The sequence below is a fragment of the Haloferax sp. AS1 genome (assembly GCF_014530665.1).
GTDB lineage: Archaea > Halobacteriota > Halobacteria > Halobacteriales > Haloferacaceae > Haloferax > Haloferax volcanii.
The window spans coordinates 1,975,061-1,991,683 of record NZ_SPSA01000001.1; the positions used below are offsets into that span (position 1 = coordinate 1,975,061).

The 16,623-nt window shown below is 52.3% G+C and carries 12 protein-coding genes; 3 read left to right on the plus strand and 9 right to left on the minus strand.

What is annotated here, in order from left to right; genetic code table 11:
* Positions 1-51: 51 nt before the first annotated feature.
* Together E4P24_RS10475 and E4P24_RS10480 are read left to right on the plus strand one after the other, a co-directional pair.
* Positions 52-246, plus strand: a complete 195-nt coding sequence (locus E4P24_RS10475) for a hypothetical protein (RefSeq protein WP_042663455.1) — start codon at positions 52-54, stop codon at positions 244-246.
* Entirely contained in the window at positions 239-538 is a 300-nt protein-coding gene (locus E4P24_RS10480; RefSeq protein ID WP_188148454.1) for a type II toxin-antitoxin system RelE/ParE family toxin, read from the plus strand. The genes E4P24_RS10475 and E4P24_RS10480 overlap by 8 nt, the downstream gene beginning before the upstream one ends.
* 44 nt (positions 539-582) lie before the next feature.
* Here E4P24_RS10480 and E4P24_RS10485 read toward each other — a convergent pair whose 3' ends face one another.
* The 6 genes from E4P24_RS10485 to E4P24_RS10510 all read right to left on the minus strand — a co-directional run bounded on the left by E4P24_RS10485 (position 583) and on the right by E4P24_RS10510 (position 10,453).
* A complete protein-coding gene (locus tag E4P24_RS10485) occupies positions 583-984 on the minus strand; it encodes a transcriptional regulator (RefSeq protein ID WP_188148455.1) in 402 nt (133 codons plus the stop codon).
* Positions 985-1,359: 375 nt separating this feature from the next.
* Positions 1,360-3,168 (minus strand): hypothetical protein, encoded by a 1,809-nt coding sequence (locus tag E4P24_RS10490; RefSeq protein ID WP_188148456.1) that lies wholly within the window; start codon positions 3,166-3,168, stop codon positions 1,360-1,362.
* Between the two features lie 88 nt (positions 3,169-3,256).
* Complete coding sequence (locus E4P24_RS10495) at positions 3,257-6,010, minus strand: hypothetical protein (RefSeq protein WP_188148457.1); 2,754 nt, start codon at positions 6,008-6,010, stop codon at positions 3,257-3,259.
* 45 nt (positions 6,011-6,055) lie between these two features.
* A complete protein-coding gene (locus E4P24_RS10500; protein ID WP_188148458.1) occupies positions 6,056-7,021 on the minus strand; it encodes a sulfatase-like hydrolase/transferase in 966 nt (321 codons plus the stop codon).
* Between the two features lie 105 nt (positions 7,022-7,126).
* Positions 7,127-8,371, minus strand: coding sequence for an oligosaccharide flippase family protein (locus E4P24_RS10505; protein WP_188148459.1), 1,245 nt, complete (start codon positions 8,369-8,371; stop codon positions 7,127-7,129).
* A gap of 45 nt (positions 8,372-8,416) precedes the next feature.
* Positions 8,417-10,453 carry a glycosyltransferase gene (locus tag E4P24_RS10510; RefSeq protein ID WP_188148460.1) on the minus strand — a complete coding sequence of 679 codons (2,037 nt, stop codon included), beginning with the start codon at positions 10,451-10,453 and terminating at the stop codon, positions 8,417-8,419.
* 307 nt (positions 10,454-10,760) lie between these two features.
* Here E4P24_RS10510 and E4P24_RS10515 point away from each other — a divergent pair, with 307 nt between their 5' ends.
* Positions 10,761-12,203: a PGF-pre-PGF domain-containing protein gene (locus E4P24_RS10515; RefSeq protein ID WP_188148669.1), complete on the plus strand. Its 1,443-nt coding sequence runs from the start codon at positions 10,761-10,763 to the stop codon at positions 12,201-12,203.
* A gap of 133 nt (positions 12,204-12,336) precedes the next feature.
* Here E4P24_RS10515 and E4P24_RS10520 read toward each other — a convergent pair whose 3' ends face one another.
* The 3 genes from E4P24_RS10520 to E4P24_RS10530 are packed head-to-tail and all read right to left on the minus strand — an operon-like array spanning position 12,337 to position 16,621.
* A complete protein-coding gene (locus E4P24_RS10520) occupies positions 12,337-14,442 on the minus strand; it encodes a VirB4 family type IV secretion system protein (protein WP_188148670.1) in 2,106 nt (701 codons plus the stop codon).
* On the minus strand, positions 14,435-15,550 hold the full coding sequence (locus E4P24_RS10525) for a hypothetical protein (protein WP_188148461.1): 1,116 nt from the start codon (positions 15,548-15,550) through the stop codon (positions 14,435-14,437). Before E4P24_RS10525 ends, E4P24_RS10520 begins: the two co-directional genes overlap by 8 nt.
* 6 nt (positions 15,551-15,556) lie before the next feature.
* A complete protein-coding gene (locus E4P24_RS10530; protein WP_188148462.1) occupies positions 15,557-16,621 on the minus strand; it encodes a hypothetical protein in 1,065 nt (354 codons plus the stop codon).
* Between the last annotated feature and the right edge of the window lie 2 nt (positions 16,622-16,623).

A 16,623-nucleotide genomic window follows, 5' to 3' on the forward strand; every position in this document is an offset into this window, starting at 1 on the left:
GCGGGGTGACAAAACTGTTAATACTATCAGGACGATACGTCCTTACAACGCATGTCCGCTGACAAACGAATTCCAGTGACTGAAGAGACTCGGGAGGAACTTCACGAACTGAAAAAGCCGGGGCAGACCTACGACGATCTCCTCAAGGAACTTGCCCAAAGCCGTCGTCGCGAAGACCTCGAAAAGCGCTTCCAAGAGTTGGAGGACGCAGATAGTGATGATCTAACCTCGCTTGAGGATGTCTGAGGACGACTACGACGTTCTTCTTGCTGATCAACCACGCGAGTTCTTGAGTGTCGCCGATGAGAAGACGACACGAATTTGCAAGGGGAAACTGGGGTACTTGCGCGAAAGTCCATATCCGGGACGCGGACGCGGCGATAAAGAGAACTTACCCATCGACGGACGCCGCGATAGATTCCGAATGCACGTCTCGCGGACCTACACTGCGATTTACACCGTCTTAGAAGAGGACAGAGAGGTTCGCGTCCTCGAGATATTACCAATCGACGATGCCCACAAGCGATACGGTTTCTGACAATCTAGTAACTATCCCACTCCAGCGGGAGGAACCCTCGTGTCTCAGCGCGGGGTGGCACCGAGGTTGTTCGAATTGTTGAACGAAAGGTTGATTTCGAGACCGTCGTAGGCGAGTACAGGTTTCTTCGGGAGTCCAGGGTCACCGCCTTCGAAGTCAATGACACCGAGATCGGTCAGTTCAGTCAGGTTTCGGTGGACCTGCTTGTAATCACGGTCAACCAACTCTGCGGCTTCGCGGATGCTGTCCGGTTCGGCCGCAGCGATCGCCTCTAACAGTTCGAGGTTCTTCGGGCTGAGCAGTCGACTGAGCTCTGCGAACGAGTCGAAGTTCAGCACTGGCTGCGCGTCTTCGAATGCTTCGCCTGCCTGTGCCGCCTTGAGCCGCTTTTTCGTGGTTTCGTCGAGGTCGTTCCCCTCACCAACCGTTACTTTGAGCTTCGTCATGTCGTGGTCACCTTTTCGTGATTTCTCACGTTTCCCAGTCTCAGGAGACGGACGACATCTCCTCGGCCTCTTGTTTGAATCGGTCGGAGAGCGTCAGCATCCCGGGGAAGTCGATTTTCTCGACTTCGGACCCGGCGTGTCTTCATGATCTTTCGTCTGCTGGGCGTTGTCGTACCGGAAGATGGTGTCCCACCGAGGGTGCCGAGATGGCGTGTAGACCCACCCACTAGGATACTCGTCAGCCTCCGTCTGGTGGATGGTCACATTGACTAGCATTTTCCATGCGTGGGAAGCCTCGCCATTTCCGACGAAGAGGACGTCACGCCTCTCGAAGGGTACATCAATCGCACGACGGACGACCGCCAGCCTAGGAAGTTAACGAGAGGTACCGTTTAGTATTCGTCGACCTAGTGGAATACTCATTGAGATTAACGTCAGCAGCGACAGTCCGAAACCAACGAGAACCGCGGTCATCGGGATCCGTGACTGTTTTGCGGGCCATGCGTCCTGTTGTTGACCGTCAAAGGCAGTATTCTCGTAGAGAACATATTCCATCGTCTCACGCTGGACTCTGAGATCCGTTTGATCGTTGAGATAGCTATAGTTCTCGTAGTCTGCAGATTTGAACAGTACAATGTATTTCACTCCAAGTGGAGCGGTTGCTTCTCCGAATCCTGACCGATCACGCCAGTCCATTGCCACGAGAGTACGAACTTCTTGATGGGCGGGTTCTGGAGCGTTGCTTTCGATAGTCCCGATTTCGATGTTTCGGCCCCGCAAGACTGGTTTATCGAAATAGATGTCGGTGGGGTTTGCAATCGTTCTGTCTGTAAATGAAAACATCATATATTGATGCCATGGCAACACTAGAACGCGAGACGGTGTTTGGTCATCGGTGAGCTGTTCATTGAGTACGTTCCAACTATCTGGATACTCAGTGGGAGATAACTGGCCGTGGAAACCATTGAGCATTGGAAGAGAGTACGTAAGTGTCGCAACTAGGATCACCAGACTAAGCCCAACTCGGAGTGATGAGTCTCTTGAGAATGATGGTACGTTGATCGGGGGATCTCGAATCAGCTCATCGAGAGCAACCCCACTAAACCACGCGTATGCGAGACAGAGCCCAATACTGAACTTTTGGGTGTCACGCATCGCGAGAAGGCCGGGCACAGTCTCAAACAGTTTGGTGACTACTGGACCGGTCAATGGTCCAGTAGCGCCCATCGCTAGGATGAAACAGAAGATAGCACTGACAAACAACCCGTCTCGCCATGTCTTATCATCTGAGATGAATACGCCATACAACAACAATGCTAACAGAAGTGTGAATAATCCAAACACGAGCGGTGTGGGGAGAACATTAGTTGCGGTAATATAGCCAGGTCTCCAAAATCCATAGAGCATCATTACGGACAGTAAGATGTTCCCATTGATCGTTGGATATGCTGAAAATGCGGTGAGATCGGCAATACTGTACGCTGACAGCGTCCCGTTGCTTCCGGTCAAATTTGTAACGACTGGGAGGATCCAGTAGCTGTTCAGAAGCACGAATCCTACACAGTAGAGACCGACTCGTTTCACAGCTGAGCGGTTTTGTTCACGTTCGGAGTGGAAGCCGTGTACAACAGTGAATATCCCTCCAACAAACGCAAGCAGCACAGTTCCATGGGGGTCGAATACCGAGACGAGCGTTCCCCACAGTAAGGCACGATAGGGCCGCTCAATGTCTCCTGATAGATACTGATAGTACGCACGGACGGCGAGCGGTAATACGGCGTAACTCAATAGTAGATACCAGTGACCGGCAAGAAACCGAGTGTATACGAAGGGGTTGACAGCATAGATTAACCCCGTAGCAAGCTTGCCGGTGTGGGTTTGTGCAGGAGTACTGTGGATTCCTGCAAGACCACTAATCACAATCACACTCATCAAGACGAGTTTCTCAAGGACGTCTAACGGAACAACTAGCCCGAGTGTATCGAGAAGGAAGACAAAGGGGAACCGGCCATAGTATAGTGGTCCTTTGATCTCAATGAGGTGCTGGATGTGTGACATCCCAGGTGCCCAAACAAGGTCAAGCGACAGAATATATCCCGAACCAAACAACGGTGCAAATACGAGAAGTGTAATCCCTGAGAAGACAAGTACACCACGAATATAGAGGCTCTGTGTTTGGTTCATATTTGCTGTTCGCGATATTGCTCCTGTGAGTCGTTCGGGAAATTGCTCCTGTGAGTCGTTTGGGCACCAACTCCTCTACGATGTCTGTTCATTGGTTTTGCTCCTGTCGGAGGTAGACCAGTCCAGCCACGATGGCAAGCCAACTGACGCCCCAGATTCCGATCACGGGTGATCTAACGCCTTTTCCGGACCAAGTGATCTCTGCTGTCGTTGCATTCGTAAATGCGTTCGCCCATCCAAACGCACGGAGATGCGTTGCATTGGCTCCTGCCGCCCAGGCATCGTGGTAGGAAGTATATTTGACTGCAGTTTCCGTGTGATCCCACTCTCCAACGACCCAATAATCGACGACAGTCCCGTTTTCTGCTTCATACGTGGTGACTGTCGCATCATCCGGGATCTGTGTCTCAACCGTCTCGTTAGCGACGAGTATCCCCGCTCCCTGTCGATATGTGTCGTTCAGTACTACCGTTCCAGGCAGGACAGACTCTGCATCGGTCACAATAATGTCTGGGTTTAGCGAGGCACGTTCATCTGCTGGGAGGTTCACAGCCACCGTTTTTCCGACGTCTGTATCTGATTGTTGTCCGTCAATAAGAACACCTGGAATGCCCTCGGTGTTCTGCTCGAAGCCAACTGCAGCCGGCACAGTCGTTGGTTTGACGGAGACTGAGTGAAGGTAGACTGTTTCGTTCCTTGGTCGAATACGCACCGATAGATAGTCACCCTTTGCAATCACTTGTGCAGGAAGTTCTGAGATGGGGTACTCCCTGCGATCGATGAGGTTTGAATTATCTGCCTGTTGTTCTCCGTTATACCAGTAGAGAACAGCCGATACATTACCAGTTGAATTTACAGCCACCTGATATGCTTGCTTCGGATTTGTCTCGAATCCTTGAGCAACAGGGACGACGTTTCCGGTCGACGTCTCAAGTTTGAGCGTTGGCGTGCCGTTGTTAGAAACCGCTGTTGCTTGGGTACCTGTTGACCGTGGGTTCGTCCACCAACTAGTGAGTCCCTGCTCGAAATGAGGGTTCGAGATTAGGTTTGAGGTGTCACCGGCGTGAGTACTCGGCGTTTGGGGTGTGTATAACCTGTGTACTCCTTGTTCGGTGACGTTGTCGTCCTTTTCATCAATACCGTTCACACGATACACTATCAGGTTCTCAGTCTCCATCACTCGCGTGTAGGCCGCTGAGTCGTCGAATCGACTGATAAATTCGGTTGGATTTCCGAACAACCAGGGGGCACCGTGGCGTTCTTCCATTCGAATACGTCCCTCTGTTGCTGGGTATCGTTGTTGAGGAAGTTCGTCAACAACAACATATTGGACTCCAAGCGCCGAAAGGTGCGGGTAGAGGCGGTCGCCAGCTCCAATCGATCTGAAAAACTGGCGAACGTACTCCCCGTTCGCTTTTCCAGTATTAAGACCACCACTTTTTATTCCGATATGATTTGGGTATGTCGCTCGCAGCCGAAGCTGTGTCGTATAGCTGTATGGTGCCCAAAGGACCTTTCCATCAAGTGAGTTTGCGACGGTATCATATTCTTCAGGAATCGCATAGCTATCCTCATAGGTCCCATTCAGCCCTGCTGCGCCTGCCATGGGGGCGACATACGCAAACGAGCTGACAACGATGAGGACAACGAGTAGACATTGTGGGACCCGACTGTAGACTCTCCGCATTGGACCAGTTACCTGGAAATCGAACAGTTCCAAAGGCGACGTGCGTCGTGCGAGTGTTAGGAGGTAGTTGAAACCAGCAGCAAACAACAACAAGATACAGAGTGAAACCGGAAAGAGAATCTTGGTCATGTTCCGGAGCGTCCATAGTGGCGGAAATAGCTCGAAAAGCGGGTAGGTGATGGTTGCATTCGTAAGCACCGCGAACGAGACAAACACACCAATGGTTGGATAGAGAAACCGAAGTTCTGTCTTCGTAACTGCGAAGAGTGCAATACAGGGGATAATGAGACCAACAGCCGCCCATGGGTCAGTATTGTATCCATACGTGGTTAACGCGTATGAGCCATGATTGCCGGCGAGGCGGAGTATCGATAGGACAGTTGCATCAGCGTAGTTCCAATCGAGATGGCTCGCAAATCCATCGGCTGTCGAGATACTTGCTCCGCGAACGAAGAGATAGAATACCCCCGGGATTGAAAGGAGGATTCCAACACCACCAGACGCAACCAGTCGGGAAACGGATTTCAGATCTTCACGAACTGAAAACAAGAGATTCAGCGCGAAAGGGGCGAGGATCCAGAATAGGGTCCATGGAATGACGCCAAATAGTCCGAATGCTGCTCCCGCTTTGAGGACTGGTGTGAGTGAGTCACGTTCTGTAATCCGGTAGAGATATTCAATGACAATTGGGCCTCCAACGTACGCGAGAAATTCCCCAGTTCCTCCGTTTACCATCTCCGCTAGGGTTAGCGGGTTGAGGGCGTACACTCCCGCCGCAACAAAGAGTGCTGTCCCTTCTGGGACAAACCGGCGCCCAAAGAAGATGAAAGCGATGAACGCACCAACTGGGAGTGACAGAAACAGCAGGTTCTGCCCGAGTGGTCCAAGGACTTGGGTGAATACACCGAAGTACATCTTGTGAATCGGGTACTGGTGTGCGAACCCCAACATCGTCTCATGCCACGTCCCGAAGAACTTCTCTAGCGCAATCCCCTTTGCATGTGGTGGAAGATCACCAATAGCATAGTATCGGCCGAGAATTATTCCTTGGAGGAGAACACCATAGGCAACGAGAAATGCAATTCCCGCGAGAACTCGTTTAGACTGCTTATCGGTGATCTGATACTGAGAAAGACGGGTTAGGATGGATTGCATTGAGTATGATTGAAATGGGGATTTGTGTCGGTTTGTTGATTTTTCCTATATGTATCCGAGTGCGGCAAGTTTGTCTTCTGTTGAGAGAGCTTCGTCATCTGTTGTGGCGTGGTGTTTCCATGCAGTCGGATCCGGAGTGTACGATCCTGAGTCAGTTGCCTCATATTCACACCACGGAACCCGCTTGAGAGGCCACACAGGTGCATAGATTGGATGACCGTACATGTGGTATTCTCCGAGTGCGTTGCCATGATCAGCGGTGATGACGACTTTCCCATCGATATTGTTGATGAGCGTTTCGACACTCTCAAGCACATATTCGAGATTATCTCGGTATCCCTCCCAGACTTCTTCGCGACTGAGCTCTCCGCGTTGGAGCCGTGTCCACACATCTTCGAGGTCACTAAATTCGAGTCGTTCTCCAGTATCAGGATGCATGCCCTCACCGAGAGGTGATGGAACAAATGGGTGATGTGGCTGCATGTAGTGGACAATTAGCCGATCAGGTTGGGCGTCCCGTGCGACTGCAATCGCTCGATCAGTAAGGGGATCTGGTGGAATCGTTTCGAGTTCTTCATCCCACGCGTATCTCCAGACTTCATCAACCAGTTCGAACTCAGTTGGGTCGAGGTGAGTCTCGGAATATGGGTTCCCAGTAATGTATGCCGTTTGTTGCATTTCATCGAGGTAGGACGATGTGAAATTCTTCTCCATCCACTCTGGAGAGCAACTCCCGAGAGAGTTGGTGGCATCGAAATTGATAAAATTGTACTCGGCTACAACCTCTTCGATGAGGTCGGCTCGACACGCATCAAGCACGATTAATACGTCCCACTCAGCATCGTAAATCGGCTCACCGTAGTTGTGGATAAGTCCGTAAAATCGCAGAAGATGTGTGTAAAGCAGGCGAGCTGACTCTGAAAGCCCGGATAACCCCTCCTTCCGAATTGCTTTCACAGAACTCCGTGCCCAGAGTTTCACCCCCTCTACTACGTTACGAATCGCACCCATACTAATTCGGTCCCTGCTGCGCAGTTATAAAACAATCGAGGGAATTCTCAATTGTTGTATTGGAGGCGAGGCAAATGGGAACCTGCATTAGTTCGTGTGGACTACTTAGCCCCACAACTCGTAGCCCACCTTGATACTTCCTACACTGACTAGCCCTGTGTTTGCGGCCAGTAACGTTCGGATGAGCGCAATTGGGTCCCCTCCGAGCACTATCATCGCAATGACCTCACCAATCGAGACGATTGAGAACAGGACTACGAATCGATAGTTGGACCGTGCCAGCTCAAAATTCAGAATGACCAATGCCAGACAGAATACGAATATTGCAACGGCGTACCATCGAACAAAGGGTGCAGCATTGGCGTATGCACCACCATACAAAATCACAACAATGTGCTTTGGTATTAGGGCGTATACTGCGGTTACACTTCCGAGGAGAAGTACAGAATAACCCATCCCTCGTTTGAACAGCGACTGCATCTGTTTTTGATTTGCAGTCTCATCTGAATCGATCCGAGCAATCGCAGGGAATAACGCAGCAGTCAAGCCAATCACAAGGAAGATGAGGGACTTACCGAGAACAGACGCTGCTGTATAGTAGCCAGCAGCGGTATCACTCGTAAGCCCTTGGACGAGTATCACATCAACATTACCTGGAATGTTGAAACAGAGCCCAGCAAGCGTTGCTGGGACTAGATACCGGTATGCACGGCGAGGGGAGAAAGCTGACGAATTTTCCCCCCCGACGTTTCGGTCACGGATACGCTTCGTAGACCATACTGCGGTGACGGCAACGCCAGCAAAGATCCCGAGAAATGCACCTGCGATTCCGTAGCCCAGTAGCACTAAGCCAGCACCGACCCCAAGTTTGAGAACCGCAGGAATTACCTGAAACCCAGCAAGGTCTTTGAATTGACTCGTTCCCTCCATTAACCCAATATTGACCGGAAGAAGCAAAGAAAACGGAATCGAGAGGGCTACAATTATTATTGTAATGAACTGCCCGATATCAAGCAGCGCAGATAGCTCTTCAGTCGCCAGAAGCACAATACTAGCAAGAACGACACCAACCCCGACAGTACGTATTGCGAACGATGAATGGAAAGCTAAGACACTCTGTTGAGCTTGATTGAGTTTTGCCCCATAACGACTTGAGGCAAACCGAATCCCGCGGCTGAATACTTGCAGGAGATACGTAAGTGCAAACAGAGCACCGAATACGCCGTATTCTTCAGGACCAAGTGCTCGACCCATGAACAGTTGAAATCCGTAGTTGATTCCACCACTGAGGATAACACCAATGGTAACAATACCCGCGTCTCTTAGTAGTGAGTCGACCTGAGATCCCAACCGAGTCAGCAAGGTTGAACGGGGAAAATCCATATCGGTGTAAGGTTAATCGGCGAGAACTGCAGACATCATTGCTGCGGTATCCTCAATTGTACATTCTTGGCCCGCTTTCCGGTTTTTCGAGGCGAGTTCTTGTCGATACTCGATGTCTCCGTGCAATTTCTCAAACGCATGGCATAATTCGGATGCGTCACCCGGGGTGACAAATACTGCGTCTCCACCAGTATCGACAGTCGATGTCCGCATCCCCTCAACGTCCGCTGCAACAACAGGGACGCCGTAGGACTTCGCGAGTTGGAACACCCCGGAGACGCCAGTCATCGTATGATACGGCATCGTTGCGATGGTTGCATTCTCCCAGACACGCCGAAGGTCGTTATCTGGAATATATCCAGTAAACCGAACTCCGTCGAGACCACCGTATTGTTGTTTGAGGTCCTTTTGATACTCGGGATACTCGGGGTGGGATCCACCAGCAATTACCAATTCAGAATCCGGAACTCGGCGGTGGAAACGCTCAAACGCATTGACAGCGGTTTCAACGTCTTTCGTGGGTCCGAGATGGCCGAACAACAAGACCGTAAACGGTGAGTCTGTCTTCTCTGACTGGTTTTCTGTCTCCTGGCTTTGTCCTCCATCTGCTTTCATTGGTTGCTGGAAGGTACCATGCGGAATGTACTCGGCGTCTGTGATCCCGTATTCGGTCTCGACAAGTTCCAAATATTTCTCCGATGTGACAGTCACAACATCGCTAAGGAGTAACAGTCGGGTCGCGATTTTTGCTCCCCACACATGTGGCCGCCCCACATCGTCTGGGAGTTCCTCGTCTTCTACTACTTCGAAGAAATCGTGCATTGTGACGACGACTTTTGTTTCGAGAACCGTGCTGAGAAACGGTGGAATGAGAAGGCCAACAAACCGGTGGAGGTTCTGTGAACCAAAGTACGTCATATGGATGTTGAACTGTACTGCATCGTAGGTAGGATCTGCAATCTCGCGAATAAGTGATACTGCAGCTGCCAATGAGTCCCGCCGCCAGCGAGGCACAACTCGATATGGATACTCTGTGTGAGTGTTCTCAGTTGTTCGAGAGACGACTGTTGGGATGACATCATCACGACGATGGTATGCATGTGCCAGTTTCTCTCCGTACTCTGCAAGCCCACCTCGCGTTGGAGGGTGTGCAGAGACAAGTGCGACCGATTGCTTGTTCGTCGTACCGTGTTCAGAAACGGTCCGTAGTGAACGCCGGACACGGAGTAATGCCCGAAACATATCTGGGATATCGGCGTACAGCGTTACTTCGCTATCTCCAGGATCATTCCACTCAATTCCGACTTCCTCAATCGTGTATCCGTTTGCCTTCGCATGTGCCAAGAACTCAGTATCGAAGCCAAACCGGCGTTCACGGAGAGTGGGATGAGTCTGTTCCCAGACTTGCGCATCAAACGCCTTCGCACCACATTGAAAATCGGTTACTTGGACCTTCGTTGCCGCTTGTGCAAGCCTGCTATAGATCTGTCCAAGCAGTTGCCGTAAGGCAGACTGAGACGCTCTGCTATTTGACCCAATATCTCGAGAGCCGATCGCAACATGTGCATCGGTCGATTCAACAGTTGCGTAGAGTTTGTCAATGCTATCGGTACTGATTGCCCCGTCTGCATCAATGAATCCGATAATATCCCCTGTTGTGCTTGTGAGACCTTCATGGAGTGCTCCCCCCTTTCCGCGGCGCGACTGCGAGATTGAGAATTTAATATTTGGGTCGGAGATGCGATCAATAGCAGTCTGTGTTTCCGAATCCGGTTGGTCAATTGTGAGTATGACTTCGTCCCAGCCCGAGCTACGAAGTGAGTAAGCAAGAGATTCCCAGGTAGACGGGTCTTCATTGTAAATTGGAAGAACGATACTCCGCGTCGTGCTGGATGAGTTTTCGGTCGCACAAGGCTGGCGTTGCTGACTAACCTGCCCTGTCGTCCAACGACTGAGAACACCAGTCGGGAGAACGCGTACAAGCAGCTTTACGGGAAGTAAAATGATGAAGAAGCAACCTACTGCGAGAGTCTGTATGAGTTGGAGCATGTCTTTGATTCTGTGAGTGAGGGGCCCGTCCGTCGCGGACTCGGTTGTGTTACGAATTCTTTTGACAATACTGGTTATAAAACTGGCTATCATTCAGAATAATGATTCTCAGAAATTGGCTCTGGGAGCTCCCCCTCCTGTCAATATAATATCTATGATGCCCTATAACAGAGCTGAAAACCTCGAATTAAGCCGATAAACGATAGCAGTACATGTTGGGTTCTGCTGGTGGATCTTCTGAATATTCGAATTCATATTTGGTAATCCAAAGCTACTATATACGACTGGTGGGACCTAGCACGCAGACATGTCTCTCACCGACAAGTTGGATCAACTCCAGAACCACACGCGGCTGCTGAGTGTCCTGCTCGCAGCGGTTGTTGTGGTCTCTGTGTTGAGTGTAGCATCACCAGCATCAGCTATTACAGGGACCCTTGACGGGGACAAGTCCTCGGTCCAGAAAGGTAACCAAGTGACTCTTACTGTCGATATCGATCTTGAATCGGGTGATAGTACGCCAATCAAAAACCACTTGATTGAGCTTGAGGGCCCCGATGGCACACAACAATCCGTCCGCATTGATTCGAGCGGCGGCGTTGCATCTACGCAACCGCCTTGGTTGAATTCCGTGACGCTTGTGTCAAACAACGCAGGCTACGAGTACGGTCCAAACACAGTTGGCTACGGCTCCGGATACAGCAAGGACTTCGGATACGGCTACGGCTACGGCTACGGTAGCGCTGGAAGTGAACTTACCTACGAACTTGTCATCGACACCAGCAACTTTGATAACGGTCAGTGGACCGTGCGCTTTGACACGGAAGCCACCGATGGTGAGTACATCCCGTTCGATGACAGTCAGACAACGTATACGTTTGACGTCACAGAGCAGTCGACTAACAATAACAACAGCAACGACGACGACGATGATGACGACAGCAGTACCGGCAGCAGTGCCGGTGGTGCGTCCCAAAGCAACACGGGTTCCGAAATCGCAACCTCTGAGCGGGCAACAGTTGAAACGACTGGAGCCGCAGAGGTTACCGTCGAAGATGCTCCTGACGGACGGAGTATCTCAGTGGGTATCAAGTCCGGGTCGGCTGGTGAATCGGTCAAGCTAAATGTTAACAAAGATACAGTTGACGAGCAGGTCAAAACTTCTGGCGGTGCTGTCGAGAATGTTGATGTCACCTTCGAGAAAGACTCTGACTTCGACATGGAGGTGACCTATTCATCTCCTGACGAACCCGAGACGGGTGATGAAGAGATATCCACTTCGCCAACAGACGACGACGTGCTCGGATACATTAACGTCCGCCACAGCGCGCCTGATGACAACCTTGCGACAGTCGACTTCGGATTCCGTGTGAGTGAACAACAACTTGGCGACCGGTCGCCAGAAGATATTGCACTCTACCGGTACCATGACGGTGAGTGGGGTGAACTAGACACGAGCTTTACTGAGAAGGTTGGTGACTCCTACCGCTTTACGGCCGAGTCTCCTGGTCTCTCGGTATTCGCGATCTCGAAAAAGAACGCAATGACGACCGAATCGAACACGACTGAGACTACTACTGCGGCACCTACCGAGACGTCGACACCTCAAGAGGAGGTCACGACAACGGATGAGAGTGTAGAGACTGAGACCGAAACCGAAACGACGTCAACCGATGGGCCCGGGTTCTCTGTGGCTCTCGCAGTTATCGCCCTCATCGCGGCTGCGCTCGTTGGGATTCACCGTCGAGACTAACGAACAAACGAACCCTCGTTTTTTAATTTTAGCTGAAAATAGGCACTAAGCCCCCATCCTCAGCGAGCGCCGACCGAAGGGAAGACGCGATCAGGGAGGGGATACAGCGCCTGCACGGTTTTCATGATTATACCTACGAACGCCTGTGTGCTCGACGAGTGCGCTCACCACCGGGTAGCGATCCGGCAGCCGATTCCGTTGGGTCGAAGTCAATGACCCGCTTTTCTTTGGGCATCGCCTCAACGCGAATCCCACGCCACTCACCGTCGACGCCAACGAGCGCTTCGGAGTAGCCAGCGTCTTCATTCCCCGGAATCGCATCTTGGACGAATCGCATCTGGGCGTAGTTCAGCCCGAACTCTGTCGCCCACATTTCGTCCATTCCGTCAAGGTGGTGGAACTGCTTGACCGCACACTGGTCTAAGATTGCCTCGGACTCCGTGTGTTCGAAGAACTCGTCAACGGTCTGTGTGACGAGTCGAATCGAGAGGTCGTGATGGCGATGATGACGGAACACCGTCTCCAAGAACGCTAAACTCGCCGCATCCTGCATGATATACCGTGCTTCGTCGATGACGAACACGACTTCTTTGTCTGTTTCCTTGGCTCGTTCGTACACCAAGGAGATGAGAAGTTGCATCGTCAGCGCGGTACTACTACTGATGCTGCCTTCTTGCTGCGCGAGATCAAGGTAGATGACTTTCTCGTCGCGGATGTTGAATTCGGATGCCTGCCCGAGGTTTGCATACCGTCCTCCCTCCTCGAACAGCCGAAGTTGTCCAAGGAGCCACGTTGCATCCTCTCGTAGCTTGTTCGCCTCGGCGTTCGTCCGAACGACGAACTCACTGGGTGACTCACTCATCTCCTCGAAGACATCCATCATATCGCGAATCGTCGGGCTCGGATTGCCATGCGTGTCGATTTCGTCTGTGATCCCCTGTCGTTCGTACGCCTGTTGAAGCCCAAGTTCAAGCGTGATGCGACGGTCGCCAAGTGAGATCCCACGGAGCGCGAAGTAGTTCGTCAAGAAGCTCATTGCGTCGTCGAGTTTTTCGTTAAACGGGCTTGCATCCTCACCCAGTGCTCGCTGGACGTGTTCGGGTGTCTGGCGAATCTCTAAGGGGTTCAACCCGAGTGTCCCACCAACGGTGATGCGTTTGGCGTCCAAGGCTTCGGCGACGCCAGCCCAATTGTTGAGGGGTTCGAGGATGATCCCAATCCGGTCTGTGCTTTGTTCGATCGACCGGATGAAGTTCTGCTTCGAGCCAAATGATTTCCCAGAGCCGGTATCGCCAACGGTGAACATCGCATAGCCGTTCTCGCGAGCAAACGGGTCGATGACGACCGGGCTGTGAGTGTCTTTGTGGATGCCGAATTCGACGCCTCCTTCTTCGAGGATTGTCGCGTTGTGTGGTGACGCAAGGAGTGCGCCAACGGCCCCACCAAGTGCGATTGAGCTGCGGCCGACGATGTTCTCTCCAATCGGCGCTGCAGATTGAAGTGCGAGGTCTTGCTTACAAATCGCTGTTTTCGGTGTGAGGCTGGCCGGCTCATCGCGAAGTGCGCTTTTGACGCGTTGGACGGCATTAGACAGCTCATCACGTGTGTCGCCTCGGACAGTAACGAACAGCGACTGGTCGAAGACACGAGTCCCACTCTCGACAGCGTTGTACGTCGCTGCCGCTTGCTGTGCTCGTTGTTGGAGATACCCGCTTCGAACGCTCTTTTCGAGGTCAGCGTCAACCTGGAGGTCATCAGCAATCTCTTGGAGTTCGTTTCGAGCACGCAGCTGATTTCTTGGCCGAATGTGGGCCGTGAGGTCGAACTCGACATCGGTTAGCTGGAACAGATCACTGAGATAGCCGTCATTCGGATAATCAGGGTAATCGGTGATCGTGAGTGTTGAAGTCCACTGCTCGCCCACACGGGCTGCACGCGTCTCCCATTCGATGGCTGCGGGTGCAATCGTCGTCTTGTGTGATTCTGCGATGTCATCGAGAAGTTGTCCCTCAGTGTGTCCTGTTCGGATTGTGTCTTCGTCGAGGACGTCCGAAAAATCGACTTCAGGCTCGTGGTCTTCGTCGACAGCGCGGCGTTTCCACACACCGATCGCTCCGAGCGCAATCACGAGTGCTCCTGTAGCGTAGAGTGACGCACCTTCCAGTGACGTTGGCTGTTGGAGCCACTCGACGAGTTGGCGAGTGACCTCGGTCTCTATTTGGAGGCCAAGACTACGCATCGAGATCATCCTCTCGCCGAGACCGTCCGATGATGGGCTGGTCACGGATCACCCGTCGTGGATTGTCGTAGTCGTGTTCGTGGCCGTTCCAGAAGTCCATCGTCAACACGAACAGTTCGACTGTGCTCAATCGACGAGCAGACCACCCCGACGCCTGTTGGATGAATCCAGACTCGATGGTCGTGATTCGGGTCTCTAATCGCTCGAATAGCCGCCCACGCTCTTCGGCTTTCGAGAGGTCTTCGCGGCGCGTGACGAACGGGTTGAACAGGAAGCCAAGACCAGGGATTTCAGTTAGCTTCTCTGCGGGTGTTTGTTCGTCGCGGAAGCGGTCATAGACTTCGAGTGGCGAGACTTCGACGCCAATGAAGAACCGAATCTGTTGGGTTCCACGGTTTCGCATCGCTTGTGGACGCGTCTCGCGATACTCTTCGAGGAGTTCACGGAAGACTGGGTTTTGGGTAACGTCGTCATCCGACAGGCGCTGTTCGATATTTGCTGTGAGCTGTTCGACCGGAAACGACCGTGTCGTCGCGTGAAACTTCAGCTTTGAATCGAGTTCTTTGTTCGCGAACTCAGCGCCGGCTGCGTGGAGGCTCGCCCAGTCATCTGACATGGCGAAGTCCATATTCCCTGGGTTGACTTCGATAAATGCCTCCATCACGCCATCCGAACGCTGGATCGCACCCACACCGGGCCAGGCGCGCTCGATGTTGGTGAGATCCTGTGTTCGTTCATCTGGTTTGAACGGTGTGTAGTTCGCAAGGCCACCCTCGTTTCGGACGGCCTCTTGGGTGACTGTTGCGGTGGGAGCGCTGAACGTTCGACGCGGTCGTATTGCGAATCGAGACACGTCTTTGGCCCATGCCCACGCAGTGAGGTGGTCCGGTGCGACATAGATCACGGCGACACCCAGTCCAACACCACCTGTGATGAGTGGGACTGCGAGTGAGTCGAGTCCAGTGAGTCCGGCGATGAACAATCCAAGAAGTGGGAACGCAATCAGGACACCAACGTCCCCTTCTTCGATATTGAGCCCTGGGATACGACTTGCTTCTCCGAATTCGTCCATGATACGGCGTTCTGCAGCGTCTGAATCTGTCGACATGATGAACTAGCGATTGGCGTTGTGTGGGTCGTTCTCGGTCCGGCGGTACGAGGCAGTGTCGTGCGTACTGGGGTTTTCAGCTCGGGCGGCGGCTTTCTGGGCGATTACTTGGCCAGCAGCGGCTTTGGGCCCCCAGCGGGCAGCGGTCGTAGCAACGCCTGCACCACCCATAGACGCGCCTGCTGCGACGCTTCCAACGATGACTGCGCCTTTGCTGGCCGACCCGATGGCCCTCGCAGTGAGTGGGGTTGCGTAGGCGAAGGTCTTCCACGTCAGATAGAGTGCGATGACGGGTAGTGAGACGGCGACGAGATACTGCAGGAAGGCAGTTGGTGGGGAGAACGTCCCGCTGGCGAAGAGCAAGTCGTAGCCTTTGAACACGACTGCTGCGGGGAGTGGGAGGACGACTAAGGGAACGAATCGCTTTGCGAATCCAGTTGCGATGTCTGAGAGCACTGGGATGTTTCCATAGCCGAGTGCGATGGCAATCGGCATCCCATAGACGTAGACGTACAGCAAGATTTCGCGGATGAAAAAGAGGGCTTGAATTGCCCACATCGAGATCCCGCCGAGTGCTGTGAGTAGCAGGCCGAGAATGGGGTTTGTGATGGTCACTCCCAGGAAGTTGACTAAAACATCAGTTAGGCGTTCGAGTGAGGGAACAAGAGCGATTGTGAATCCGTCTACGAGGAATAACGATACAGTTGCAACCCAATACCAGAGGATAATGAAAATGGCCCCTGTCCATGCGTTTCTCTTCGTCTTAGTGTTCTCGTACGCACTTCCTATGTTGAAAATTCGGATCGCATGTCTACCTTGGACACTCACCACGAGGAGCAATAGTGCGATGAGCATGACTTCTCCACCGACGAGCGCCTCCCGAATCTGAATCCAAGGACTGTTAGACGGTGTACCGAAGATAAATGCACCACTTGTTTCTGGAGTTGGCGTGCCGAATAACTCAGCAGAAAGTGTGTTATATCCTGTCCGAATCCCCTTCATGAAGGAACTGGTAACCCAGCTAATGACGTCTTTGAAACCTTCCAAAACGACGTCTATCAGATCAACCATGA